General features: G+C 36.1%; 23 protein-coding genes. 9 read left to right on the plus strand and 14 right to left on the minus strand.

Annotated features, from left to right (window positions below):
* Nucleotides 1-6: 6 nt before the first annotated feature.
* Complete coding sequence (locus ACNARN_RS01845) at nt 7-570, plus strand: fimbrial protein (RefSeq protein WP_416304069.1); 564 nt, start codon at nt 7-9, stop codon at nt 568-570.
* A 97-nt stretch (nt 571-667) separates the two neighbouring features.
* Here ACNARN_RS01845 and ACNARN_RS01850 read toward each other — a convergent pair whose 3' ends face one another.
* The 3 genes from ACNARN_RS01850 to ACNARN_RS01860 are packed head-to-tail and all read right to left on the minus strand — an operon-like array spanning nt 668 to nt 3,850.
* Nucleotides 668-1,000, minus strand: coding sequence for a YdbL family protein (locus ACNARN_RS01850; RefSeq protein ID WP_198620009.1), 333 nt, complete (start codon nt 998-1,000; stop codon nt 668-670).
* A 10-nt stretch (nt 1,001-1,010) separates the two neighbouring features.
* Nucleotides 1,011-1,217 carry a YnbE family lipoprotein gene (locus ACNARN_RS01855; RefSeq protein WP_100159376.1) on the minus strand — a complete coding sequence of 69 codons (207 nt, stop codon included), beginning with the start codon at nt 1,215-1,217 and terminating at the stop codon, nt 1,011-1,013.
* Entirely contained in the window at nt 1,214-3,850 is a 2,637-nt protein-coding gene (locus ACNARN_RS01860) for a YdbH family protein (RefSeq protein ID WP_416304070.1), read from the minus strand. The genes ACNARN_RS01855 and ACNARN_RS01860 overlap by 4 nt, the downstream gene beginning before the upstream one ends.
* 149 nt (nt 3,851-3,999) lie before the next feature.
* Between ACNARN_RS01860 and ACNARN_RS01865 the strand changes: the two genes are divergently transcribed.
* Nucleotides 4,000-4,998, plus strand: a complete 999-nt coding sequence (locus ACNARN_RS01865) for a 2-hydroxyacid dehydrogenase (protein WP_109372260.1) — start codon at nt 4,000-4,002, stop codon at nt 4,996-4,998.
* Nucleotides 4,999-5,087: 89 nt separating this feature from the next.
* Here ACNARN_RS01865 and ACNARN_RS01870 read toward each other — a convergent pair whose 3' ends face one another.
* The 3 genes from ACNARN_RS01870 to ACNARN_RS01880 form a co-directional block, all read right to left on the minus strand.
* On the minus strand, nt 5,088-6,686 hold the full coding sequence (locus ACNARN_RS01870; RefSeq protein ID WP_198620007.1) for a methyl-accepting chemotaxis protein: 1,599 nt from the start codon (nt 6,684-6,686) through the stop codon (nt 5,088-5,090).
* Nucleotides 6,687-7,206: 520 nt separating this feature from the next.
* Nucleotides 7,207-7,683 (minus strand): NUDIX hydrolase, encoded by a 477-nt coding sequence (locus ACNARN_RS01875; protein ID WP_198620006.1) that lies wholly within the window; start codon nt 7,681-7,683, stop codon nt 7,207-7,209.
* A gap of 66 nt (nt 7,684-7,749) precedes the next feature.
* Nucleotides 7,750-8,370: a TetR family transcriptional regulator gene (locus ACNARN_RS01880; RefSeq protein WP_198620005.1), complete on the minus strand. Its 621-nt coding sequence runs from the start codon at nt 8,368-8,370 to the stop codon at nt 7,750-7,752.
* Between the two features lie 90 nt (nt 8,371-8,460).
* Here ACNARN_RS01880 and ACNARN_RS01885 point away from each other — a divergent pair, with 90 nt between their 5' ends.
* The 4 genes from ACNARN_RS01885 (at nt 8,461) to fetB (ending at nt 12,097) form a co-directional block, all read left to right on the plus strand.
* The gene (locus ACNARN_RS01885) at nt 8,461-9,375 is read left to right on the plus strand and encodes a helix-turn-helix domain-containing protein (protein WP_109372256.1); all 915 of its coding nucleotides are present in this window, start codon (nt 8,461-8,463) and stop codon (nt 9,373-9,375) included.
* 182 nt (nt 9,376-9,557) lie between these two features.
* The gene (locus tag ACNARN_RS01890) at nt 9,558-10,478 is read left to right on the plus strand and encodes an alpha/beta hydrolase family protein (protein WP_198632163.1); all 921 of its coding nucleotides are present in this window, start codon (nt 9,558-9,560) and stop codon (nt 10,476-10,478) included.
* A gap of 144 nt (nt 10,479-10,622) precedes the next feature.
* Nucleotides 10,623-11,273 (plus strand): iron efflux ABC transporter ATP-binding subunit FetA, encoded by a 651-nt coding sequence (gene fetA / locus ACNARN_RS01895; protein WP_416304071.1) that lies wholly within the window; start codon nt 10,623-10,625, stop codon nt 11,271-11,273.
* A 50-nt stretch (nt 11,274-11,323) separates the two neighbouring features.
* Nucleotides 11,324-12,097: an iron efflux ABC transporter permease subunit FetB gene (gene fetB, locus ACNARN_RS01900; RefSeq protein WP_109372253.1), complete on the plus strand. Its 774-nt coding sequence runs from the start codon at nt 11,324-11,326 to the stop codon at nt 12,095-12,097.
* 83 nt (nt 12,098-12,180) lie between these two features.
* On the opposite strand, the gene ACNARN_RS01905 is transcribed toward fetB, so the two are convergent.
* The 5 genes from ACNARN_RS01905 to ACNARN_RS01925 form a co-directional block, all read right to left on the minus strand.
* Nucleotides 12,181-12,912, minus strand: coding sequence for a DNA/RNA non-specific endonuclease (locus ACNARN_RS01905; protein WP_232797488.1), 732 nt, complete (start codon nt 12,910-12,912; stop codon nt 12,181-12,183).
* Between the two features lie 622 nt (nt 12,913-13,534).
* Entirely contained in the window at nt 13,535-13,978 is a 444-nt protein-coding gene (locus ACNARN_RS01910; RefSeq protein ID WP_088495473.1) for a YcgN family cysteine cluster protein, read from the minus strand.
* Between the two features lie 36 nt (nt 13,979-14,014).
* Nucleotides 14,015-14,671: a fumarylacetoacetate hydrolase family protein gene (locus ACNARN_RS01915; RefSeq protein WP_416304072.1), complete on the minus strand. Its 657-nt coding sequence runs from the start codon at nt 14,669-14,671 to the stop codon at nt 14,015-14,017.
* 53 nt (nt 14,672-14,724) lie between these two features.
* A complete protein-coding gene (locus ACNARN_RS01920) occupies nt 14,725-15,852 on the minus strand; it encodes a lytic murein transglycosylase (RefSeq protein WP_109372251.1) in 1,128 nt (375 codons plus the stop codon).
* 24 nt (nt 15,853-15,876) lie between these two features.
* Nucleotides 15,877-16,164 (minus strand): YcgL domain-containing protein, encoded by a 288-nt coding sequence (locus ACNARN_RS01925; RefSeq protein WP_069369136.1) that lies wholly within the window; start codon nt 16,162-16,164, stop codon nt 15,877-15,879.
* 133 nt (nt 16,165-16,297) lie between these two features.
* Here ACNARN_RS01925 and minC point away from each other — a divergent pair, with 133 nt between their 5' ends.
* Genes minC through minE form a run of 3 tightly spaced genes read left to right on the plus strand, consistent with a single transcriptional unit; the run spans nt 16,298 to nt 18,107 of the window.
* Complete coding sequence (gene minC, locus ACNARN_RS01930; RefSeq protein ID WP_109372250.1) at nt 16,298-16,999, plus strand: septum site-determining protein MinC; 702 nt, start codon at nt 16,298-16,300, stop codon at nt 16,997-16,999.
* A 22-nt stretch (nt 17,000-17,021) separates the two neighbouring features.
* Complete coding sequence (gene minD / locus ACNARN_RS01935) at nt 17,022-17,834, plus strand: septum site-determining protein MinD (RefSeq protein ID WP_109372249.1); 813 nt, start codon at nt 17,022-17,024, stop codon at nt 17,832-17,834.
* A gap of 3 nt (nt 17,835-17,837) precedes the next feature.
* The gene (gene minE, locus ACNARN_RS01940) at nt 17,838-18,107 is read left to right on the plus strand and encodes a cell division topological specificity factor MinE (RefSeq protein ID WP_023582089.1); all 270 of its coding nucleotides are present in this window, start codon (nt 17,838-17,840) and stop codon (nt 18,105-18,107) included.
* 356 nt (nt 18,108-18,463) lie between these two features.
* Here minE and rnd read toward each other — a convergent pair whose 3' ends face one another.
* The 3 genes from rnd to ACNARN_RS01955 all read right to left on the minus strand — a co-directional run bounded on the left by rnd (nt 18,464) and on the right by ACNARN_RS01955 (nt 22,268).
* Nucleotides 18,464-19,582, minus strand: coding sequence for a ribonuclease D (rnd, locus tag ACNARN_RS01945; RefSeq protein ID WP_198619999.1), 1,119 nt, complete (start codon nt 19,580-19,582; stop codon nt 18,464-18,466).
* A 99-nt stretch (nt 19,583-19,681) separates the two neighbouring features.
* A complete protein-coding gene (fadD, locus tag ACNARN_RS01950) occupies nt 19,682-21,370 on the minus strand; it encodes a long-chain-fatty-acid--CoA ligase FadD (protein ID WP_109372247.1) in 1,689 nt (562 codons plus the stop codon).
* 301 nt (nt 21,371-21,671) lie between these two features.
* Complete coding sequence (locus ACNARN_RS01955) at nt 21,672-22,268, minus strand: Slp family lipoprotein (protein WP_198619998.1); 597 nt, start codon at nt 22,266-22,268, stop codon at nt 21,672-21,674.
* Nucleotides 22,269-22,330 lie beyond the last annotated feature (62 nt).

Here is a 22,330-nt window from a genome sequence, read left to right on the forward strand (position 1 = left end):
CTAAATATGAAAAATAAAAAATATTTCTTCTATTTAATTATAATTTTACTCTATTCATCATTTTCATTTTCATCAATACCAAGACGTGGTGATCACGATATTCCTCTAAGCTGTGATATAGATCATATTTATGAAAATACAAGTGATAGATTTTCTATTAACGGAAATGACTTTTCTTCATATGAGAAAGGAGAATTAGCGAATATTGATCCTCACATTATCCTTATTAATATAAAAGATTGTTCTAAGAGTAATGGGAATATTCGCTTAAAAATTGAAAATACGAGTATTGATAATACAACAGGTTACTTGAAAAATATGATTAGTGCTCCCGATGCAAGTAATAATATTGCTTTTCAATTATTGTACAATGAGGAAGAAAGACCCATCAATCTTAATAAAAGGAGCGAATTTACTGAAGAACTGACTGATGGAGAAGCTGAATTTTATTTTTTAGTTAACTATGTTAAAAAAGATAATATGCCTCCTGCATCCGGTTATATACGCTCAAACATTAATTTCATTGTCATGATCAATGACGATATTGTTAATTTTAGTGGTAATGATTAATTAGTCATAAAAATTAGCTACAAAAAAGCACGATAGAAATTTATAATATATCGTGCTTTAAAAATAAAATGAGGTTAAGTCTGTATTTAAGATTTAACTACTTCTTTACCCATTTTCCATTAATCCCCTTTACAAACTCACCTTCATTAGCTCTTGCGACTAATTTTTCACCTGCTAGTCGAGCAACAGAATCAGGTGTTACTTGGTTAGTTTTAGCAATTTCAGCATATTTTGCTTTTCTTGCTTGATTTATTTCATCAGCAAGTTGTTGAGCCTGCTTGTTATTAGTTTGCACAAGCTCAATATAACCACTAAAGGTTTCCCCTACTAATCCTTGTGATCTTGCTTCATCAAGCGTTAATGCTATGGCATTTGCACTGCCTAAAGCTATCATTAGCGCAAAACTTAAAAAATATTTTTTATAATTCATCATTTATCCTTTAAAAAATGGCGCTGTTATTTTTTAAGAGATCTTCAACTTGTCGGTCTATTTTTACATTAATTTCATGTTCAATTTTTACATTCATATTAATGTTAATGGGCTTATCCGGTGTGGCGACTTCTAACCGAATACATCCTGTTAATGCTGATATTCCCATCATCAAAGCTGTTAGTAAGAATAGTTTTCTTAAGAATAATGGTTTCACTCTGACTCACTCCCTAAATCTGATAAGCTCTTTTCTAACCACTCTTCCAATTGTGAACCAAATCGTAAACTTCGCCATAATTGGAAGACATTTTCTTCATGTCGATAATTTAAATTAACTTGTCGACGTTTATCTTCTAGAGGATTCGTTCCATTGATTTCTGCTTCTAATACCAACTCACCCAAATTACTTAAATTAACGCGAGTCCAAGAACGGCTGATCTCTAAATAGCGCAACCATGCCATAGCAACGCCCGCAGACATATTATTTTCATCAATAGAATCCACAAAATCCTTATCAAGTCTTAACGTTAAATAAGATGAATTAGCCAGCCAACCATCTTTAATAATCCATTGGTTATTATTAATAAAAAACGGAAATTCACCACTAACTTTACCTGATGCCGCAAACTGCGTCACTTTTAACAAAGTAAAAAGATGACTTAATTGAATGTTATCAAGAGAAATAATCGCTGCATCATGTTGTGGAATTGTGAGTTTTGCCAATGAAATGGTTCCATCAAGCATAGCAACATTCACATTAGATAGAACTAACGGTTTATTTTCTGTTGCAGGGTAAAAACCTTGAAGATCAGCCGTAATATCCGTCATGTCAAAAAGATTATTAACACGCTTTATCCGTAACTGGACAGGCTGTTTAACACCTAATTGCCATTCGTCGCCATTTAAACGCCAAGGCAAAATAAAATCTAAACCTTCTAAAACACCATCTTTAAGCCACATTCCACCTTGTTTAACAACAAGATGCCCTCCTGCTATTAATCCTTGTTCTGGTGCAATAGAAAAATCTGCTTGTGTGTAGAGTTCACCTTTATCAAGAGTGATCCCTAAATCTTCAGGCAAGAGCGATTGAAAAACATCAATAGGTTGTGAAGGCCAACGCATTTGACCTCTTAATCTTGCGCCATCCCAACGCGTATTTATTGCAATAGGTCCTATATTGGGTTTAGCACTTAATTCGCCTTTTACATTAAAATTAAAAGGGGAATCACCATTAACTGTGGCAATAAAATCGGCCTTATCTAAAAAACCACCAGCAGGAAAATCAATACGTTGACTCGTTAATTTTAGTTTTCCATTAAATACAGGCTTTTTATCATCTCTTACCCAACGAAACGGACTTTCTAAAGATAATCGAGGGGCAGTCATCGTAGTATTTTGATATTTTAAAACATCAAAACCTGTATTGAGTTTCTCAAAACTAACCACTTTATCAGCCCAGTACCCTGTTCCTGCGATATCCCAACGTGCTTTTAAAGGTAATAAATCCCCTTCTCCCCAATAGCGCCATTGCCAAGTCCCATTGTCAGGTAAAAAATCAATCGCCTTACCTTGAAAATGAATACGGTAATCCCCCCAAATGCTATCTTGGGCAACGACTATCGCATTTAAACGACCATTAAAACCATTTGATGAAAGTGTGGTTCCAGCTAAAGGTAAACGAGCATCTGTGATGGTAAGCGTTTCAGTGAGTGGTCCTTTAAAACGAAACAAAGAGCCAGATTGAAATTCAACAGTAGGATCGGTCAACATGCCAGTGACTTTAACAGGTAATTGCGCACTGGCTTGCATTAATTCTTTATTAACAATACCAGTGATTTGAATAGGGATTTGTGCATCTAACCAATTTACTGCGGTTTCAGGAATCGATATCACTAAATTCCCTTTTCCCGCTTTGCCTTCTGTCATCACGTTTAATCGTGCAGTTAGTCTTAAATCCGCCAATCCTTTTTGCCATTGAGCGATATTAATATTTACACCGCCTCGCAAAGGTTGATCCAATCCAAACCATTCCCAACGACCTTGTTCAATCACTATATTTTCGGATGTCACTTTCCAAGGTAATAAAGCCAATGCATGGCCACCACCTTGTTCAGCAAGCGAAATCGTGCCAGATTTTCCTACCCATTCAAGAATAATAACCAATGGGTGAGCGTAGTGAGACGTCAATAGTGTCGCATCAATGGTTCCTTTTTCTGGTAATGAAGCAACATCAAGAGGAAGCGCTATTTCAGCAGCAAGTTCAATGTTATTGTTATCAGGCAAATTAACTTTGAACCGTTTAATATCAAGCCATTGGTTATCTCTAATAAAAATACCAAGTTGTACATTTTCTCCTTGGTAAGTCATTAATCTTCCATTATTTTGTGTTCTTAATTGCAAAGAACCTTGATAACGCGCATTTTCTTTTAAGAGTACATTTTCGATGTTGACAAATAAATGAGGTATTGAAGTCAGTAGTGAATTTATCTCAAGAGGAACGGTTGCAGTTTCTTCTTGCTTACTTACAGGCATCATTGAAAAACATTGTTCATCAATGGCAAGTTGCTGGCTATTAAATTGCAGTTTATCAATCTGTTCTTTTTGATAAGAGAAAACAAAGTTATCAAGATTAGCTAAAGTGCAACTCTCTGTCTTTAATACGATGTTTTCAATTGAAACACCCATACGCTGTAATTTGGGCTGTGATAAAGAAAGAGTTACACCTTCAGGTAAGTAATAATGAGCAACAACAGGTAACCAACGAGGAATAGACACCCATAAAGCAGTGCCTATTAGGCCGGCGCCTAGTAGTATCGTCCCTGTCCATTTGATTGTTTTTCTTAACAACACATTATATTCCTTTTAAACAAACCTGAATCATCCACTTACCTCGTTAAATTGTTTATAATGATAGTATTAATTTCTTTCATATTGGGGCTGGATAATTCTTGTTTTTCTAGCCTCTGAATAAAAATTTAATCGAGAGTAGAGAAGACTGGATGAAAATCGTTTCCTATAGTACTAAACATTATGATCGTAAGCACATGGAATGGGTCAATCAACATAATGGATATCATTATGATATTGAATATTTCGATTTTAATTTAACAGAACAAACTGCAAAAAATGCCGTTGGCGCTGATGCTGTCTGTATTTTCGTCAATGACGATGCAAATCGTGCGGTTTTACAAGAACTTGCTAGCCTTAATATACGTATTCTCGCATTACGCTGCGCGGGCTTTAATAATGTTGACTTAGAAGCCGCTGCTGAATTAGGCATTACTGTTGTTCGTGTTCCTGCTTACTCACCAGAGGCTATTGCAGAACATGCTGTTGGTATGATGCTGTCACTTAATCGTCGTATACACAGAGCTTATCAACGTACTCGTGATGCTAACTTCTCATTAGAAGGCTTAACTGGCTTTAATATGCATAATCGTACTGCCGGTATTATTGGTACAGGTAAAATAGGATTAGCAACATTACGCATATTAAAGGGTTTTGGCATGAAGTTACTTGCCTATGATCCTTACCCAAACCAAGCTGTACTTGATTTAGGTGCCGAATATGTTGATTTGGCGACGATTTACGCAAACTCCCATGTAATTTCATTACATTGCCCATTAACCGCAGATAATCATCATCTATTAAATGAAACTGCTTTTTCACAGATGAAAGATGGTGTGATGATTATTAACACCAGTCGTGGTGCATTGATTGACTCTGCGGCTGCGATTAATGCATTGAAACAAGGCAAAATTGGTGCACTGGGAATGGACGTTTATGAAAATGAACGCGATCTTTTCTTTGAAGATAAATCAAATGACGTTATTCAGGATGATATTTTCCGTCGTCTTTCTTCTTGCCATAACGTGTTATTTACTGGGCATCAAGCATTTTTAACAGAAGAAGCCTTAATCAGTATTAGTGAAACAACTCTGCACAATATTAAAGAGATTGCTTCAGGTAATGAGTGCGTTAATCAGATCAAAGCTTAATTCTAGGCATTAAGAATAAATGTAATAAAAAGCCCCCTTCGCCATAGATTAGCCAAGGGGGCTTATTTTATTTATCATCGATACGACACTTATTTTCCTTGAGTGTCGATAACTTCTGTTGATTGTGTTGAATCAAAACGTGAAAGAATTTCGTTCTCTTCATCTACTGTAAATTGTGAAACCAATTTAGCTAATTGATGAGCTTCATCATCCATATTTGCTGTGATAGCTGCTGATTCTTCAACCAATGCTGCATTTTGCTGAGTAACGGTATCCATTTCACTGACGGCCAACGCGATTTGGTTAATACCCATGCTTTGTTCATTAGAAGCAAGGGCAATCTGTTGCATAAAGTCATTTACCTGATTAATGGTTGTAACGATCTCTGACATTGAACGTCCAGCTTGAGCAACCTGTTGCGAACCAACATGCACTTTATTAACAGAGTGCGTAATCAACTCATTGATCTCTTTTGCAGCTTCGGCACTGCGGCTAGCTAAACTGCGCACTTCAGACGCAACAACGGTAAATCCTCTACCTTGCTCACCTGCTCTTGCTGCTTCAACTGCCGCATTCAGTGACAAAATATTCGTTTGATTGGCTATGCTGTTAATAATGTCATTGATATCTGCAATTTTTTTCGCACTTTCAGAGATTGAAGACATGGTCTCTACCACGCTATCCATCACATTTTCGCCATTTTGAGCAGATGCCGTTGCTGTTAGTGCTAATTTGCTAGCTTCACGCGAGTTATCCGCATTTTTCTCAACTGTTGTTTTAATTTGCTCCATGCTCGCAACAGTTTCTTGTAATGCACTAGCCTGTTCCTCAGTACGGGAAGATAAATCAGTATTTCCTGTCGCAATCTCACTTGCACTAACACTGATGGTATTCACTGCATTTTTGACAGATGCGATCATATGGCTTAATGAATTTTTCATCTTATTCATTTCATTGAATAACTGACCAAATTCATTAGTACCATGATTCTCTACACGCATACTTAAATCGCCTTGGCTCATCTTACTAAATATGTTGATTAAGATTTTAATATTGCCAATAAACGTATGAGAGAACCAACGTAATATAAAGATAAATAAGAGAATAACGACAGTGCCAATAGAAATCGACACCAACATCAAGCGTTCTTGGGATGTTTTTGCAATATCGATATAGCTATTCTCAATGCCATTAGCAACAGCATAATATTGCATAGTAATATCATTTAGCTCATCCATTTTAACACTGGCAGAGTGTGTTGTTAGCTCACCTTTACGCAGTTTATCTAGTGCGCCAGTGAAGATATCCAGCAGTTCATCAAAACGCTTTGTCATATCATCGGCTAATTCTCGCCCTTCTTGGGTGAGTTTTTCCGTATCTGACCAACGATGGATCTCTTCACGCGTTATTTCAATATATTCCGCAGTTTGGTGAAAGTATTTTGCTGAGGGTTTTTCATTAACGCGTAATTGTCCATCTAATCCATTAATATTTGCCCTGATCACCGCCATTTGATATCGCGCTTTGCCCATAAGTAACATTTGCTGACTGAGGCTATTTGAGGAAACGAAATTATTGTAGGAGCGAGTGGAAGCATCATAACTAAAATAAATAATACTCATAATCAACGCAAACAAAATGGCCAGCATGACCTTAACGGTCTTTTCTATACTGATATTTTTAAACATGGTCATATTCCATCAAAATATACAGAGTTTGTTATCTGTACATTTGTAAGATATCAGAATGCACTCTTTCTCTGATAAAGAGCATATTCCCTAGTGTCAATAAAATAAGGCTAAGATTTATTCATTAGAATATAAAGGCACGTAGGATCTACCTTTGTTTATAATGTCGGTAATAATGAGAGAAAACTTTAGAGTATAGTGAAAACCATTTTTCATTTATGAAATAAACGATTGTTTTAGCCACCAAGATACAAATTAACTATATAATATCCCGCAATGAAGGTGATTTTACTCAGAAAAAGATAATTTATTAATTATATTTTAGTTTTTTTGATTTTATTTATATATTTTCATATTAAGTTTTAATAGGTATATTTACCTATTAACATTAATTAATTTAATTCTGAGATTAATTTACAGTGAGTTTTAAAAGTGTTTTATTTCCAATAAAAATAAAGCAGTTTCTAAAAACCGCTTTTATTGTTTATTTATTATGAGTAATTTATCTTTATTAAGAAATTTAAATAATTTTTTCTATTAATAGTTTTTCAGTTAGTTCAATAAGTCTTATCACATTTAATGGGGTTTCTATTTTTCTAACTTCTTCCAAAGAAAGCCATTGGAAAGAATTATTTGTTAATCGGCTATTTTTTAGCGGCTTGCAAAGGTAAATCATATCAATGTGATAATGAAATCCTTGTTTTTTATCGTGGATGGGTTCTTTTAAAATGGCGAGAGGTTTTACAAGCTCAATAACATCATTGTTATTGAGGTTAAGGCTAAATTCAGGTTGATAGCAAAGACACTCACACAGTAAGCCTGTTTCTTCTTCTATTTCTCTTAATACTGCATCTTGTGGCTCTTCATTTTCTTCTATATGACCACCAGGTGGTAACCAACAACCTATTTTAGAGTGTAAATGGAGAAGGAATTTGCCCTGTTCATTGAATACAATGCCCGTTGCGGTGAAATGACTCTTAGGCACTTCTATTGTCATAATATTCTGATCCTTTACCCTATTTATTTTTACCCAAACTACATCACACCTATCATTATTTTTGTGCTATTTATGGTCTTTCACATTTATTGAAGATTGTTTCATTCCCATTAAAAAATCAGAAAATATCGTTTTAAAATCCTTACAAGCATTTTCAGGTAATGTAGTTTCATTTTTTAAATTAATCGCAATATGCGTAACAAATCCATAAATTAAATTAACGACAATATCAGGAGAATAGGTACAAATTTCTTGTTTATCATAAAGCGTATCTACACATTTTTTTATTCGAGGAATAAGAATTTGTGAATCAATTTCATCCCATTCCTTCCAACCTAAAACGGAAATTATTTCTTGTAGGGGAATAAGCTTATCTTTATGTTGATAAATATGATCAACACAGAAACTAAAAATAGCCTCTAACTCTTGCCATTGATCATCATAGGTAGGAATTTGAACCAGTTTTTCAACAACCTTATCAACCTGAAAAAGATAGCACTCTTTTAATAAAGCTTTCTTATTACTAAAGTGGTGATAAAACGCCCCTTTCGTTACTCTTGCGTGACGTGATATTTCATCAACAGAAACATCACAATAGTTTTGATTTATAAATAGTTCTTGTGCAGCTTCACGTAACGCAGAGCGCGTTTGCTCTGAATTCTCTTGTTGCCGTGATTTTATTTTCATGATAAAACCCTTAAAACATACCATAAGTATGTAATAATATATGGGTATCAGTTTCGTGTAAACTGAACAAAATATTTTCAGGAAATCATCATGTCATCTCAGTACAATGGGCTTATCCCCTCCAATACCTTATCCTCATTTAATATAGAAATTATCAAAGAACTCCTTCTCTGGATTGAGGTGAATCTGGAAAAACCGTTGTTACTTGATGATGTGGCAATTAAATCAGGTTACACAAAGTGGCACTTACAACGTGTATTTAAACAAGCAACGGGTTTAACGCTTGCTTCGTATATTCGAGGAAGACGTTTAACAAAAGCTGCAACAGAGTTACGGTTAACAAAGTTACCTATTCTCACTGTTGCATTGCGTTATCAATTTGATTCTCAACAGTCATTTACTCGTCGCTTTAAAGCAACATTTGGTGTTACACCAACGGAATATCGTAAACTTGATAATCTTTGTGGTAATAATTTCCAGCCCCCCATTAATTTTGATGTTATTGATTTACCTATTCCTAAGATTATGGAATTACCAGACAGTTATGTTTACGGCATGCAATATCAATATTTTTGCTCTATAGAAGATATTGGCAAATTACATGAAGATATTCGTCATCAATTTTGGAATGATTTTTTACTGTATACTGATAAAAATTTTACGGAAAGTACGGTGCTTATCTCATACCAACCCAATACTTTACGTAAAAATAAAATCCAAATTGATTATGAAATTGGCTTGAATAACTTAGATCATTTTACAAAAACCAGTGGTTTTAGAAAAAGAGTGATAGAAGGAGGACGTTATGTCCGATTTCAATTTAAGGGAACATTAGAAGAATATAAGCAGTTTGCGATGAAAATTTATTTTTATACGCTACCTGCATTAGGTTTATGTCGTCGCTTAGGCGCTGATATTGAAAGGTATGTCAGTATAGAAACTGATGTTGATTTAATGGAATTACCAAAAACCTTAGAGATTGATTATTTCGTTCCCATCCATTGATGATCCTCAAATAGCTTGAATTTTCAGGCTATTTTATTAAGAGCAGATTAATTTCATAGTGACTATCTGTGCGATAAATTTTTCATCACTTGTTTCTGTACAATAATTCACTAAATTAGCTGTTTACTTATTATTAAAATAAAATTTCGTATTACCTCCCTACAAAAACAAATAAGGTGATCATGCGCATTTCACTTCTATTTTTACTCTCTACTTTTTTGCTTCCTTCTTTTGCAAGTTATGCAAAAATATCGACACATCTACTCCCACGGAAAGATGGTAGTGAAATTAGCTATTACTTGGATAAACGAGCTGAAAAAAACCAAACTCTATTAGTATTAATGCAAGGCTCTGACTGTAACAGCATTAAAAATAACATGTTTATCCAAGAAACCTTTGGTCAGTGGTTACCAAATAGTGATGTTCTCATGGTGGAAAAATACGGTATTACCGCCCTATTACCTTATTCACAATATGATGGTGAACGTGTTGATTGTCCTAAAATCTATAAGCGTCATGATAATCCCAAGCAACGAATCGAAGATTATGAAGCTGTGTTAGATAAATTATCCTCACAGTATCCGAATATTATTTTAATTGGTGGAAGTGAAGGCGCCACGATGGTGCATTTAGTGGTAACTAAGCGCAATGATATTAAAGCAGCTATTGCGTTAAATGGCGGGGGTCGTTTTTTTCTTGATGATGTTCTTTATAATATCCGCCATACCACACCGAAAGAACACGTTGAAGATGCTCTAAATGGCTTTCAGCAATTTGCTGACGCAATAAAAAATAATCAAATAGATGATGAACAATTTATAAGCGAACACAGTAAAATATGGTGGCAACAATTTTTTACTATCGATTTACTCAAAGTCATTAAAAGTAATCAACACACCCCTGTATTAATTATTCAGACACTTAATGACACTAATGTAAATGTCGATGCATTTCATCAATTAAGCCAAGATATCAATCAGCCTAATGTGAAATTTATTAAATACAATAAGCTAGATCATGGGTTTTATAATGAACAAGGCGAGCGTTTAACGAATGAAATAATCAGCGATATACAGCAGTGGTACTCTCAATATACAAAATAATTTTATCTTTTTTATTGGCTCGCATTCTTATTATCCTATACTTCAATAGTAACAAATTTGCTTACTAACTGATTTAAAGCAGGATCTTTATATCGTTAATTCTGTATAATAATTATTATTCTCTCTTTTAAGTTTGGGATAAGAATGGAAAGCACGACTGCACTTTTACGTCTTGATAAAATAAGTTATCGAGTCGATAACAAAACTATCCTCGATGATATCAATTTTGAACTTCAACCTTCTGAATTTAAACTTATCACAGGCCCTTCAGGTTGTGGTAAAAGTACCTTACTCAAGATTGTCGCTTCTCTATTATCACCTACCAAGGGTTCAATTTTCTTTGAAAATAAAGACTATTTAACGTTGTCACCCGAAGAATATCGTCAACAAGTTTCTTATTGCACTCAAGCACCTATGTTATTTGGTGAAACTGTTTACGATAACCTTAAATTTCCTTATTTCTTACGAAAACTCTCAGTGGATGATAAGAAACTAGCACATGATTTGGATTATTTTTGTTTACCTGAATCCATTATGAAAAAAGGAATTAATGAACTTTCTGGCGGTGAAAAACAGCGTATTTCACTGATAAGAAATCTGCAATTTATGCCAAAAATCTTATTACTTGATGAGATAACAAGTGCATTAGATGAAGATAATAAAACAAAAGTGAATGATGTTATTCACCACTACGTTAAAGATCAAAATCTTGCTGTGTTGTGGGTTACTCACGATCAAAATGAAATAAAACACGCTGATGATGTGATTTTATTACCTTCTCACAATGATGCCTGATTTTTTATTTCTTTCTCAGTCATCCTTTTGTTATGAGCGAACATAATATTATGAACGAACATACGATAAGCAATGAATCTCTAATTTTCTCGCTTTTATTAGTTCTCGTGGCTATTTTTATTAGTCGCAAAGAAAAACTAGCTTTAGAAAAAGATATTATTTGGAGTACAGCAAGAGCCATTATTCAACTATTAATTGTTGGCTATGTCTTGACCTATATTTTCCATGTTGACCATTTTATTCTCACCTTCTTAATGGTGTTATTTATCTGCTATAACGCGGCTCATAATGCCAAAAAGCGAAGTAAATACGTTAAAGATATTTTTCTGATCTCATTTACTGCTATTACAACTGGGGCACTATTAACTTTAACTATTTTATTGCTCACCAGTTCTATTGCTTTTACACCAATTCAAATTATTCCTATTACGGGGATGATTGCGGGTAATGCGATGATAGCAACAGGGCTTTGTTATAATAATTTGGGTCAACGTTTTCAAAATCAACAACAGCAATTGCAAGAGATGTTAAGCCTTGGTGCGACACCTAAATTAGCCTCAATGAGTATTATTCGAGATAGCATTAAATCTTCATTGATCCCGACCGTTGATGCAGCAAAAACTGTGGGTATTGTGAGTTTACCGGGTATGATGTCAGGGCTTATTTTTGCCGGTGTTGATCCATTACAAGCTGTTAAATATCAAATTATGGTGACTTTTATGTTGATGGCAACAGCCAGTATTTCAACCATTATTGCTTGCTATTTAACCTATAAGAAGTTTTTTAATCAGCGACACCAGCTTATTAATCTTGAAAACCGCTAAATTATAGCCATTTAACTATATTGATAAAGGTCACTCAATTGAGTGACCTTTTTTATTACTTACTAAGAAATCGGTTTAAAATCTTATTTTAATACCGTACATCCCATTTTTTTGACTAACTCACCAGATTGAGATTTCACACCTTGAGCGCTTTCAGGTAATTGACTCCAAAGTGTTAGACCTGTACGTGCTTCCACTTCTGCCGCAGTTACTTGGAATTCACAGAAATTTGCTTTTTTCGGTGTTTGTTGATCCATAATAAACGCTGCATAAGAGGAGTTTTCAGGTGAATCATTTAGAAAAACCACTTTAAAATAAGCGCTTGGAATTGTGTGATCTTTATCTGTACTTGGCAATTTACCCATATCTCTTTCATAGATAGGACCAGTAACTGTAAAGACTTTATGACCTTCTTTTGCCAAATTACGCTCTTGATCTTCTAATCGCACCCACGCACCTTGGTTTAAATCTGCTTTTTGTGGTGTGATATTCGAAAGATAGTTAAGTGCATTCCAGCCAGGCAACGCAGCCAATGAAGCTAAAGGCGCCTGATGACCACGGTCAACTTTTAATGTGGCATTGGCATTTTTGTAATCCGTTGGCGATAAGGTTTCATCATTACCTAAAGCTGGGTCTTTTTTCCAGTTACGTGCTTTACCACTACCAATACTGTCTTTAGTCACTAAATAAGCAACCCAGTCCGCAAACTTGGTTTCGCTATTATTATTTAATGTATAAACATCACGTTGAATTGTGGTTTCACTGCCTCCTAATGGACAACCAATACCACAGTTTTCATCATTCATTGCACGCATTGAAGTATCACGCGCAACGGCAGATGGTTGTGTTTCAAGATCAGGCCCTACCATCGTCTCTGAATTGGCATAGCTAGTTGAAACCATGAGAAGTGATAAAATAATCGGGGTAATACGTTTCATATAAAATTCCTTTTTATAAAATGAAGAAAAACAAAAAAACTCGCCGAAGCGAGTTTTGATGTTTTAGATAAGAGAAAATCCATTCTTCTCTTTTAGTGAATTCTGGTAATAAACGATAAAGAAAAGCGCATCATTCTAATATTGATGTGCTTTTCAATGACTGAATACGACTCAGAATTTTGCTATAAAATATGGCGGGAATTTTCACAGCACTAAAATGCAAAAAGCCCCGCATAAGCGAGGCATTTATTCATTTAGTTGGTGAAATTCAAATTTCCCACCATGAGAATAATCATGGACTATATTTTCCATCTCGTCAATAGATTTTCTTAAAAAGATTATTTGATGAATATTTTTTCTCTTATTGGCATCAAATCAGGAATTTTTTATCATTGACATCATGTCAATCGGTATAGCTGACCCAGCAATATCTATTGTCATTACTTAGCTCCTTTAACAAAAAGCGCCTATAAAGGCGCTTTTTAATGAAAAGAAGTAATTAACCACGCCCTTTCGGACGATTAAGAATATGATCTTCCCAATCTTCAACTTCCGTTTCTGGTACCGCAATATATCTTACGGAAATATTGCCTTGGTGCATTTTTGCTTTATTACCTGCAATAAGTGGATGCCAACTTTGTAACGTCTTACCCTCTGCTAACAGGCGATACGCACATGTCATTGGTAGCCACTCAAATGTTGGTAAATTATACCGTGTAAGTTTGATACAATCTGGCTCATAACGGAAACGATCTTCATAATTACTGCATTGGCAAGTTTTAATATTTAGCTGATTACAAGCGACATTGGTAAAATATATCTCATCAGTATCGTCATCCATTAACTTGTGTAAACAACACTGTCCACACCCGTCACAGAGCGATTCCCACTCATCATCACTCATTTCATCTAATGTTTTAGTCTGCCAAAAAGCCTGTGTCATCTCTACGTTATTACCTTATTGCTCATCTAATACGAATTAAATAACCCGCGTTGTCAGCTGATGTTCATTAACACTTAATACCAACATATCGCCTGATTCTAGAGGACCAACACCTTCAGGTGTCCCCGTTAAAATCACATCACCAGGACGTAGAGTAAAAAAGCGAGACATATAGCTGATAAGGGGTAAAACAGGGGTTAGCATATCACGACTGTTACCCTGCTGACGAATCTCGTCATTAACACGTAACATTAAATCCGCATTTTGCGGGTCGCCAAATGAATTGACAGGGATAAAACCTGATAATGGTGCAGAGCCATCATATGCTTTACTTTTTTCCCATGGTTGCCCTGCTTTTTTCAATTTACCTTGTAAGTCACGTAATGTGAGATCAAGACCAAGACCGAAACCCGCAATTGCACGATCAACCCTATCTTCATTAGCTTGCTTAAGTGGCTGACCGATAAGTACCGCTAATTCAATTTCGTGATGAACCGCTCCCATATCTTTTGGGATAGCAATAGGTTGGCGAATATCACACATTGCTGTTTCTGGTTTGATAAAAATCACAGGCTCTTCTGAGCGAACGGACCCCATCTCTTTAATGTGATTTGCATAGTTACTGCCAACGCAAATCACTTTATTGACAGGAAAATCAAGTAACGCACCTTCCCAATCACGATGTTGATACATAATGTGTTCCTTTTAGGTAAATTGCTGTGTTTTATTTCACTATAAAAACGCGATTAGCTCGCGTTAGGTAGTGAATTTATTTTATTAGCAACGCCATCAGCCATTGTGACAATACTGAGGGCAAAAAAGTAAGAGCTGTTCCAATGCATAATCGTACGGAAGTTCTGTGTTACTAAATAGCTTCTGTGCAAATCATCATCAGGAATGATTAACCATACAGTCATAGCATCGTTCAATTGGCTATTTACAGGTAATTGAACACCCAACGCTTTCCATTGAGCGACCGTTTTTTTCTGTTCGGTCTTAATGCCTTCAAGCTGTTGGTTAAAATCTACCGATAAAGTAACCTGTTCTCCCCAAGGAAGTCCACTTTTCCAACCTTCAGTCGCTAAATAGTTAGCAGCCGAAGCAAATGCGTCTTCTTGAGTATTCCAAATATCGATTTTTCCATCACCATTGCCATCTGCGGCATAAGTTAGGAAGGAAGATGGCATAAACTGAGTTTGCCCCATAGCACCCGCCCAAGAGCCTTTGAGACGCTGTCCTTGAGGGATATGTCCTTCTTCAATAATCTCTAATGCTGCCATCAATTGACGAGCAAAAAGTTCTTCTCGACGGCCTTCAAACGCAAGCGTTGCAAGTGCAGAGACAACATCTTCTTTGCCTTGCACCTTACCAAAGCCACTCTCAAGTCCCCATAACGCAACAATATAGTTTGCAGGCACACCATATTTTTTGCTGATTTGTTCTAGGGTATCTTGATTCTCTTGATAAAGCTTAGCCCCTTGGTTTAAACGCCCATTGGTGACAATGCGCGGTAAATAAACATCGAGTGTGATTTTCTTTTCCGGTTGATTACGGTCTGATTTAATCACTCGTTCAATAAAATGTGCTTCTGAAAAAGCAAAATCTATTGTTTCTTGTTTATATCCCAATTGAGCTGCTTTCAATTTTAACGCTTCAACATAAGCAGGAAATTGTGCAGAAGTACGAGTTTCTTTAGGAAACGCTTGTTCTAACGATGCAACATTCACTTGTTTCCATCGAGGCATTTTTTGTGTTTCAACTGCCTTTTCCTCTGGTGCAGTAATTTGCCTTTCAGCCAATTTTTGTTGGCTATGAGTACACGCAGATAACATTAAACCGGAAACAATCACAGCGATGAATGAATATTTGAACATTTATGCTCCTTTTATCTCGATGATTTATTCAGTTTTTTCTGATTTTTTTAATTCATCTAAATAAGCATTTAACATACTTTCGACAGGGGGTGGAACTTGTAAGTAAAAACCCTGCTCAACTAATGCTTTTTTGACTTTTTCAATGTCAGCATGCGCTAAACGCTGTCTATCCGCGAGATTAAGCAACATTGAAAATTGTGGTTCGCCAAAACTTTGTAATAATTCGTCCGGAATTCGAGAGAAATCATCCTTTTTTTCGATGTATAAATAAGTTTGATCACGTTTGGTACTACGGTAAATTGCACAAATCATTTTCATTAAACTCTAATTATTAAAATAAGCGACTTGCCTGAATATTTTAGTAAATATAACATGCTTATATACTTTCGTAATATCGTCTCTGGTTTTTTGTGCCAGATTATAAAAAATTTACTGAGTCAGATAGATGTCAAACACGCCCATTGAGTTAAAAGGCAGTAATTTTACCCTTTCAGTACTCCATTTAAACGATGGAACACCGAAAGTTATTCGTCAGGCTATTTCAGAAAAAATTGCACAAGCGCCTCAATTTCTGAAAAACGCACCTGTGGTTATCAATGTCTCTGCTTTGGCAGATGAAAATATTGATTTTAAAAAACTGAGGCGAATTGTAGAAGATGCTGGCTTACGAGTCGTGGGAATTAGTGGTAGTTCAAACGCTCAACAGAAAGAAGCGATAATTGCCGCACAGTTACCTATCTTAAATGAAGGTAAAATAGTTAAGCCAAGCACTCAGGCAAATAACGATAAAACGAATGAAGCACCGACAGTTGTTCGTCAAAAAACAAAAATCATCCATACACCTGTGCGTTCAGGTCAGCGTATTTATGCTCAAAATAGCGATTTAGTCGTTATCAGTAATGTAAGTGCAGGCGCTGAATTAATTGCTGATGGTAATGTTCATGTCTACGGTGTGTTACGTGGACGTGTGCTTGCAGGAGCATCGGGTGATCAAGAGAGTCATATTTTTTGTACACATCTGTCTGCTGAACTTGTTTCTATTGCTGGTCAATATTGGCTAAGCGACCAAATTCCTACAGACTTTGTTGGTAAATCAGTACAACTGAGTTTGCAAGAGAATGAATTAACAATCGAGAACTTAATTTAGAGCATCGACAAGGAATCACTCCATGGCACGCATTATTGTTGTTACGTCAGGTAAAGGTGGGGTTGGTAAAACAACTTCCAGCGCGGCCATTTCTACCGGCCTCGCTCAAAAAGGTCATAAGACGGTTGTTATCGACTTTGACATTGGGTTGCGTAATCTAGACCTTATCATGGGTTGTGAACGTAGAGTTGTTTATGATTTTGTTAATGTTATTCAGGGTGATGCTTCTTTAAATCAAGCATTGATTAAAGATAAGCGTACAGAAAATCTATTTATTCTCCCTGCTTCACAAACAAGAGATAAAGACGCGCTCACTCGTGATGGTGTCGAACAAGTATTAGATGAACTTGATGAAATGGGTTTTGATTTTATTATCTGTGATTCACCTGCGGGTATCGAAAGTGGCGCTTTGATGGCTCTTTATTTCGCAGATGAAGCTGTTATCACCACAAACCCTGAAGTGTCATCAGTACGTGACTCCGACCGTATTTTAGGCATTCTTGCCTCGAAATCACGTCGTGCTGAACGTGGTGAAGAACCAATTAAAGAACATCTGCTATTAACACGTTATAACCCCGGTCGTGTTAACCGTGGTGATATGTTAAGTATGGAAGATGTCCTTGAAATTCTATGCATTCCACTCTTGGGTGTTATTCCAGAAGATCAATCTGTTTTACGTTCATCTAACCAAGGTGAACCTGTTATTTTAGATAGCGAGTCTGATGCGGGTAAAGCCTATTCAGATACAGTAAATCGTTTGTTAGGTGAAGAACATCCATTCCGTTTTATTGAAGAAGAGAAAAAAGGCTTTCTGAAACGCCTTTTTGGGGGGTAAAAGATGGCTTTACTAGATTTTTTCCTGTCGCGTAAAAAGTCGACAGCTAATATTGCCAAGGAGCGTCTACAAATTATCGTAGCAGAACGCCGCCGTGGTGATAGCGAGCCAGCTTATTTACCTGATATGAAAAGAGATTTATTAGGTGTCATCTGCAAATATGTGCAGATAGATCCAGAGATGCTTTCAGTTCAATTTGAACAAAAAGGTGATGATATCTCTGTATTAGAGCTAAATGTGACTTTACCTGAGAGTGAAGAACCTACAAAGTAAATCATATTTTACGCTTTATATAAGTCATTATTCACAGAGCCAGCCATGAACTATAATTAATTTGATTGGCTCTGTGTTTAATTATATACAAATTGAATACACCTGAATGCGCAAATAGCGCTATATCTCGTTGCTATTTTGATCATTGGTGATAAGTCAAAGGAGTTTTTTTATTCCGTTATAACGTTTATTTTACGCCCTGTTTATTTAGCTTATTAATCCGTATCACCTATTTTTTATAGGCGATTTTTTTGTGCGCAAAAAATAAGAGCCTCAAAAGAGACTCCTATTTATTGAACTAATGATACCGACTTCATTTCAAGTATTTGCTATTAGAAAATAAGCCGTTAACAAATTTAGGAATATTGTGCCAAAATTTCAGTGACTTTTTCTTCTAATAAGGCTTTACGCCAGCGTGAAGTAAGCTCAGGTTGCCCTTCTCTTATTTTCCAATGAACACTCAATAATTGATTTATTTGTCTTCTTGAGGCTAATAATTCAGGGTTATAACGCTTGTCTTCACTAATTTCTTGAATAACCGATTTGATTGCTTTAAACGCTTTTTTATAGTTTGGTTGTTCAATTAAATTGCCAATAGGCTCTGGGCAATCTTCATCTTTAATTTCTTTTGCCTTAGCAACAAAATCTAATAAGCGACGACCATGACAACGAATTTCTTGACCAGAAAGCGATAACGCATCTAATTCTGCTAGTGATGAAGGAAAATAACGAGCAACAGACCATAAATGTTCTTCTCTTACAACGAAGTTTAATGCCATATCACGAGATTTAGCTTGATTTAAACGCCACTGAGCAAGCATTTGTAAGCATGCTAGCTGTTGGCCTTTTAATTGCCATGCATTGCTAATATCACGATAGGCAAGCTCTGGTACAACCGTTTCTTGTCGACGTTCTGCAATCATGTTGCATTCATCTGCAATGGCATCCATATAGCCTGCTTCTTCAGCTTCTTTAATTAATTTTTCAGCTAAAGGTAGCAAATAGAAAACATCACCACTGGCATATTGGCACTGTTTTTCAGTTAAAGGTCGCGCTAGCCAATCTGTTCGAGATTCACTTTTATCGAGTGCAACATTTTCATATTTCTCAACTAATGTCGCAAAACCACAAGAAATGGGATGACCTAAGAATGCAGCAACGACTTGAGTGTCAATCATAGGTGTTGGAACACAGCCAAACTGGTGAGAAAAGACTTCGAGATCTTCACTTCCCGCATGGAGAAACTTCATAATGTCTGAGTTTGTTAGTAGCTCAACAAAAGGAGCCCAATCCTTAATTGCTAACGGATCAATAAGAGAGATCTGCTTACCGTCATACATCTGGATCAAACCAAGATGTGGGTAATAGGTTCGTATGCGGACAAACTCTGTATCTAAAGCTATTTGTGAAGCCTCAGAAGCGGCTTTACAGGCGGTATCTAATGCAGTGTCTGTCGTAATCAATTGATAATTCAAAACAGGTTTCTCTTATTTTTATGTCTAATGACTTTTTTATGTAATCACAAAAACGCCGGTATAAACCGGCGAAATTGAAAAAGGTTATTGAGTGTTGTATCAAGATTCAGTTGAGGTTTTCAACTCTTTTTCTTCATTTCTTAACTCTCTGCGTAAAATTTTACCAACATTTGATTTTGGTAATTCATCGCGGAACTCAATAATTTTAGGTACTTTATAACCTGTTAGGTAACGACGACAGTGTGTTTTTATCTCATCTTCTGTTAATGATGGATCTTTTTTCACAATGAAAACTTTAACTGCTTCACCTGAGTTTTTACTCGGTACGCCAATTGCAGCTGATTCTAAAACCTTAGGATGCGCCGTGACAACTTCTTCGACTTCATTAGGGTATACATTAAAGCCTGAAACTAAGATCATATCTTTTTTGCGATCAATGATACGAATAAAGCCTTCGTCATCCATTGTAGCAATATCACCAGTTGCAACCCAACCATCATGTAAAACTTCATCAGTTGCATCAGGACGATTCCAATAACCTTTCATTACTTGAGGACCACGAACCCACATTTCACCGCCTACAGTGCGGTCAACTTCGTTACCTTCATCATCCATAAACTTCACATCCGTTGAAGGTACAGGTAAGCCAATACTACCACTGTATTTTTTCAAATTATAAGGGTTACCAGTGACTAAAGGAGAACATTCAGTCAAACCATAACCTTCTAACAAATGTTTACCCGTTAACTCTTCCCACTCTTTAGCAACACTACTTTGAACGGGCATACCACCGCCAACAGAGAGGTTTAGTTTGGAAAAATCAAGCTGACGGAATTCTGGATTTTGTAACCAAGCATTAAATAAAGTATTTACGCCAGTAATTGCCGTGACAGGGTAACGTCCTAGCTCTTTAATTGTGCCTTTCACATCACGAGGGTTGGTAATAAGTAAATTTTTACCACCAATTTCAATAAAGAGCAGACAGTTTACGGTTAAAGCAAAAACGTGATATAGCGGTAACGCTGTAACCACCAGCTCTTTACCTACATTTAGTGCAGGTACATAAGCCGCTTTTGCTTGCTCAAGATTTGCCAACATATTGCGGTGCGTTAACATAGCACCTTTAGCAATACCTGTTGTTCCCCCTGTGTATTGCAAGAAAGCTAGGTCACTTCCTGTAATTTCAGGTTTGATATATTGCATACGATAACCAAAATGCATTGCTCTACGGAATGAAATGGCATCAGGCAAGTTATATTTAGGCACTAATCGTTTGATATATTTAACAACAAAGTCTACTAATGTTGCTTTAGGACGAGATAGCTGATCACCCATTCGGGTTAAAATAACGTGTTTAATACTGGTATTAAATACGATTTTTTCGAGCGTATGCGCAAAGTTAGAGACTATTACAATGGCATTTGCACCACTGTCATTTAATTGATGTTCAAGTTCTCTTGGTGTGTAAAGTGGGTTTACGTTTACGACAACCATGCCTGCACGAAGAATACCGAAAAGCGCGATAGGATATTGCAGTAAATTAGGCATCATTAAGGCAACACGATCACCTTTTTTTAATCCTAAGCCGTTTTGCAAGTATGCTGCAAAAGCACGGCTACGCTCTTCAAGTTTGCGATAAGTCATGACCTCGCCCATATTGATAAAGGCGGGTTGATCTGCGTAATTTGCGACAGCGTTTTCAAGCATCTCAGCAAGGGATGCAAAACGGTCCGGGTCAATTTCAGCCGGAACATCTGCCGGATAACGTTTAAGCCAGACTTTTTCCAAAGTAGTACTCCTGATTAATCGCACTTCTTGGGTTAACATTATGTTTCATTTTTAACAAAGTATTAACTCATCCTACCAGCACAAACAATTTTCTGTTGTGAAGATGCGAAGTGTGTCACTAAATATTTTATTTTTAGATTAACAAAAAAGAAGGCGGTCAAAACCGCCCTCTCTTTTATTTTTATTCAACTTTAATAACTCTATTAGATAGTTACCTAATATATTATAGATATTGATTATACACCGTTTCTCACAAATGGAGATAAAATATTATTTTGTCATGGAATCTAATACCCATTTTTTATTCTAAAACGGGCACAACCTGACCGGTTCCATATGGATATCCACCGTAACCGCCATATCCATGATGATAACCCCAATATGGGCCATCTCCATAATATCCCCATGTCATAACAGGTGCTGGCATAATGACTTGTTGTGTCAGCGTCCAACGTTTCATGCCCGTCACATCAATACGTAAAAATGGATAACTCGCTTCACCGACTTTGCCAGTTTCAACACCTTTAATAGTACCAACTACTGTTACATACTGATTTTTATAATCGGTAGGATCTAAGAAATGCATAACATTCGCATAGAGACGACCAATAGAAGGCTGTTGCAATTCGGGCGCAGCATCATATTGAGAAAGAGGCATAACAGCAATTTCTAGCTGTGTTGATGATTGAAGATTTTTAACATCAATCACACGTCCACCAAAACGCCCTTCTTGGCCAATATAAAGCTCAGGTGCAACAAAAACTCCATTTAAATCAGTAACAGGCGTTGCTGATGTACCTTTTATTGATTCAGGTATAGAGACGCATCCCGCCAGAAACAAAGCACCAGATAGAAATAGCGCTTTGCTTACCAAACGGTAGTTTAATTGTCTGTTCATAAACCACCTCATTGCAAGTCATTATTGACGTTACTCTATAGTACTATTATAGCTTTACTCTT

The organism is Proteus sp. TSJ240517 (genome assembly GCF_047921575.1).
Classification (GTDB): domain Bacteria; phylum Pseudomonadota; class Gammaproteobacteria; order Enterobacterales; family Enterobacteriaceae; genus Proteus.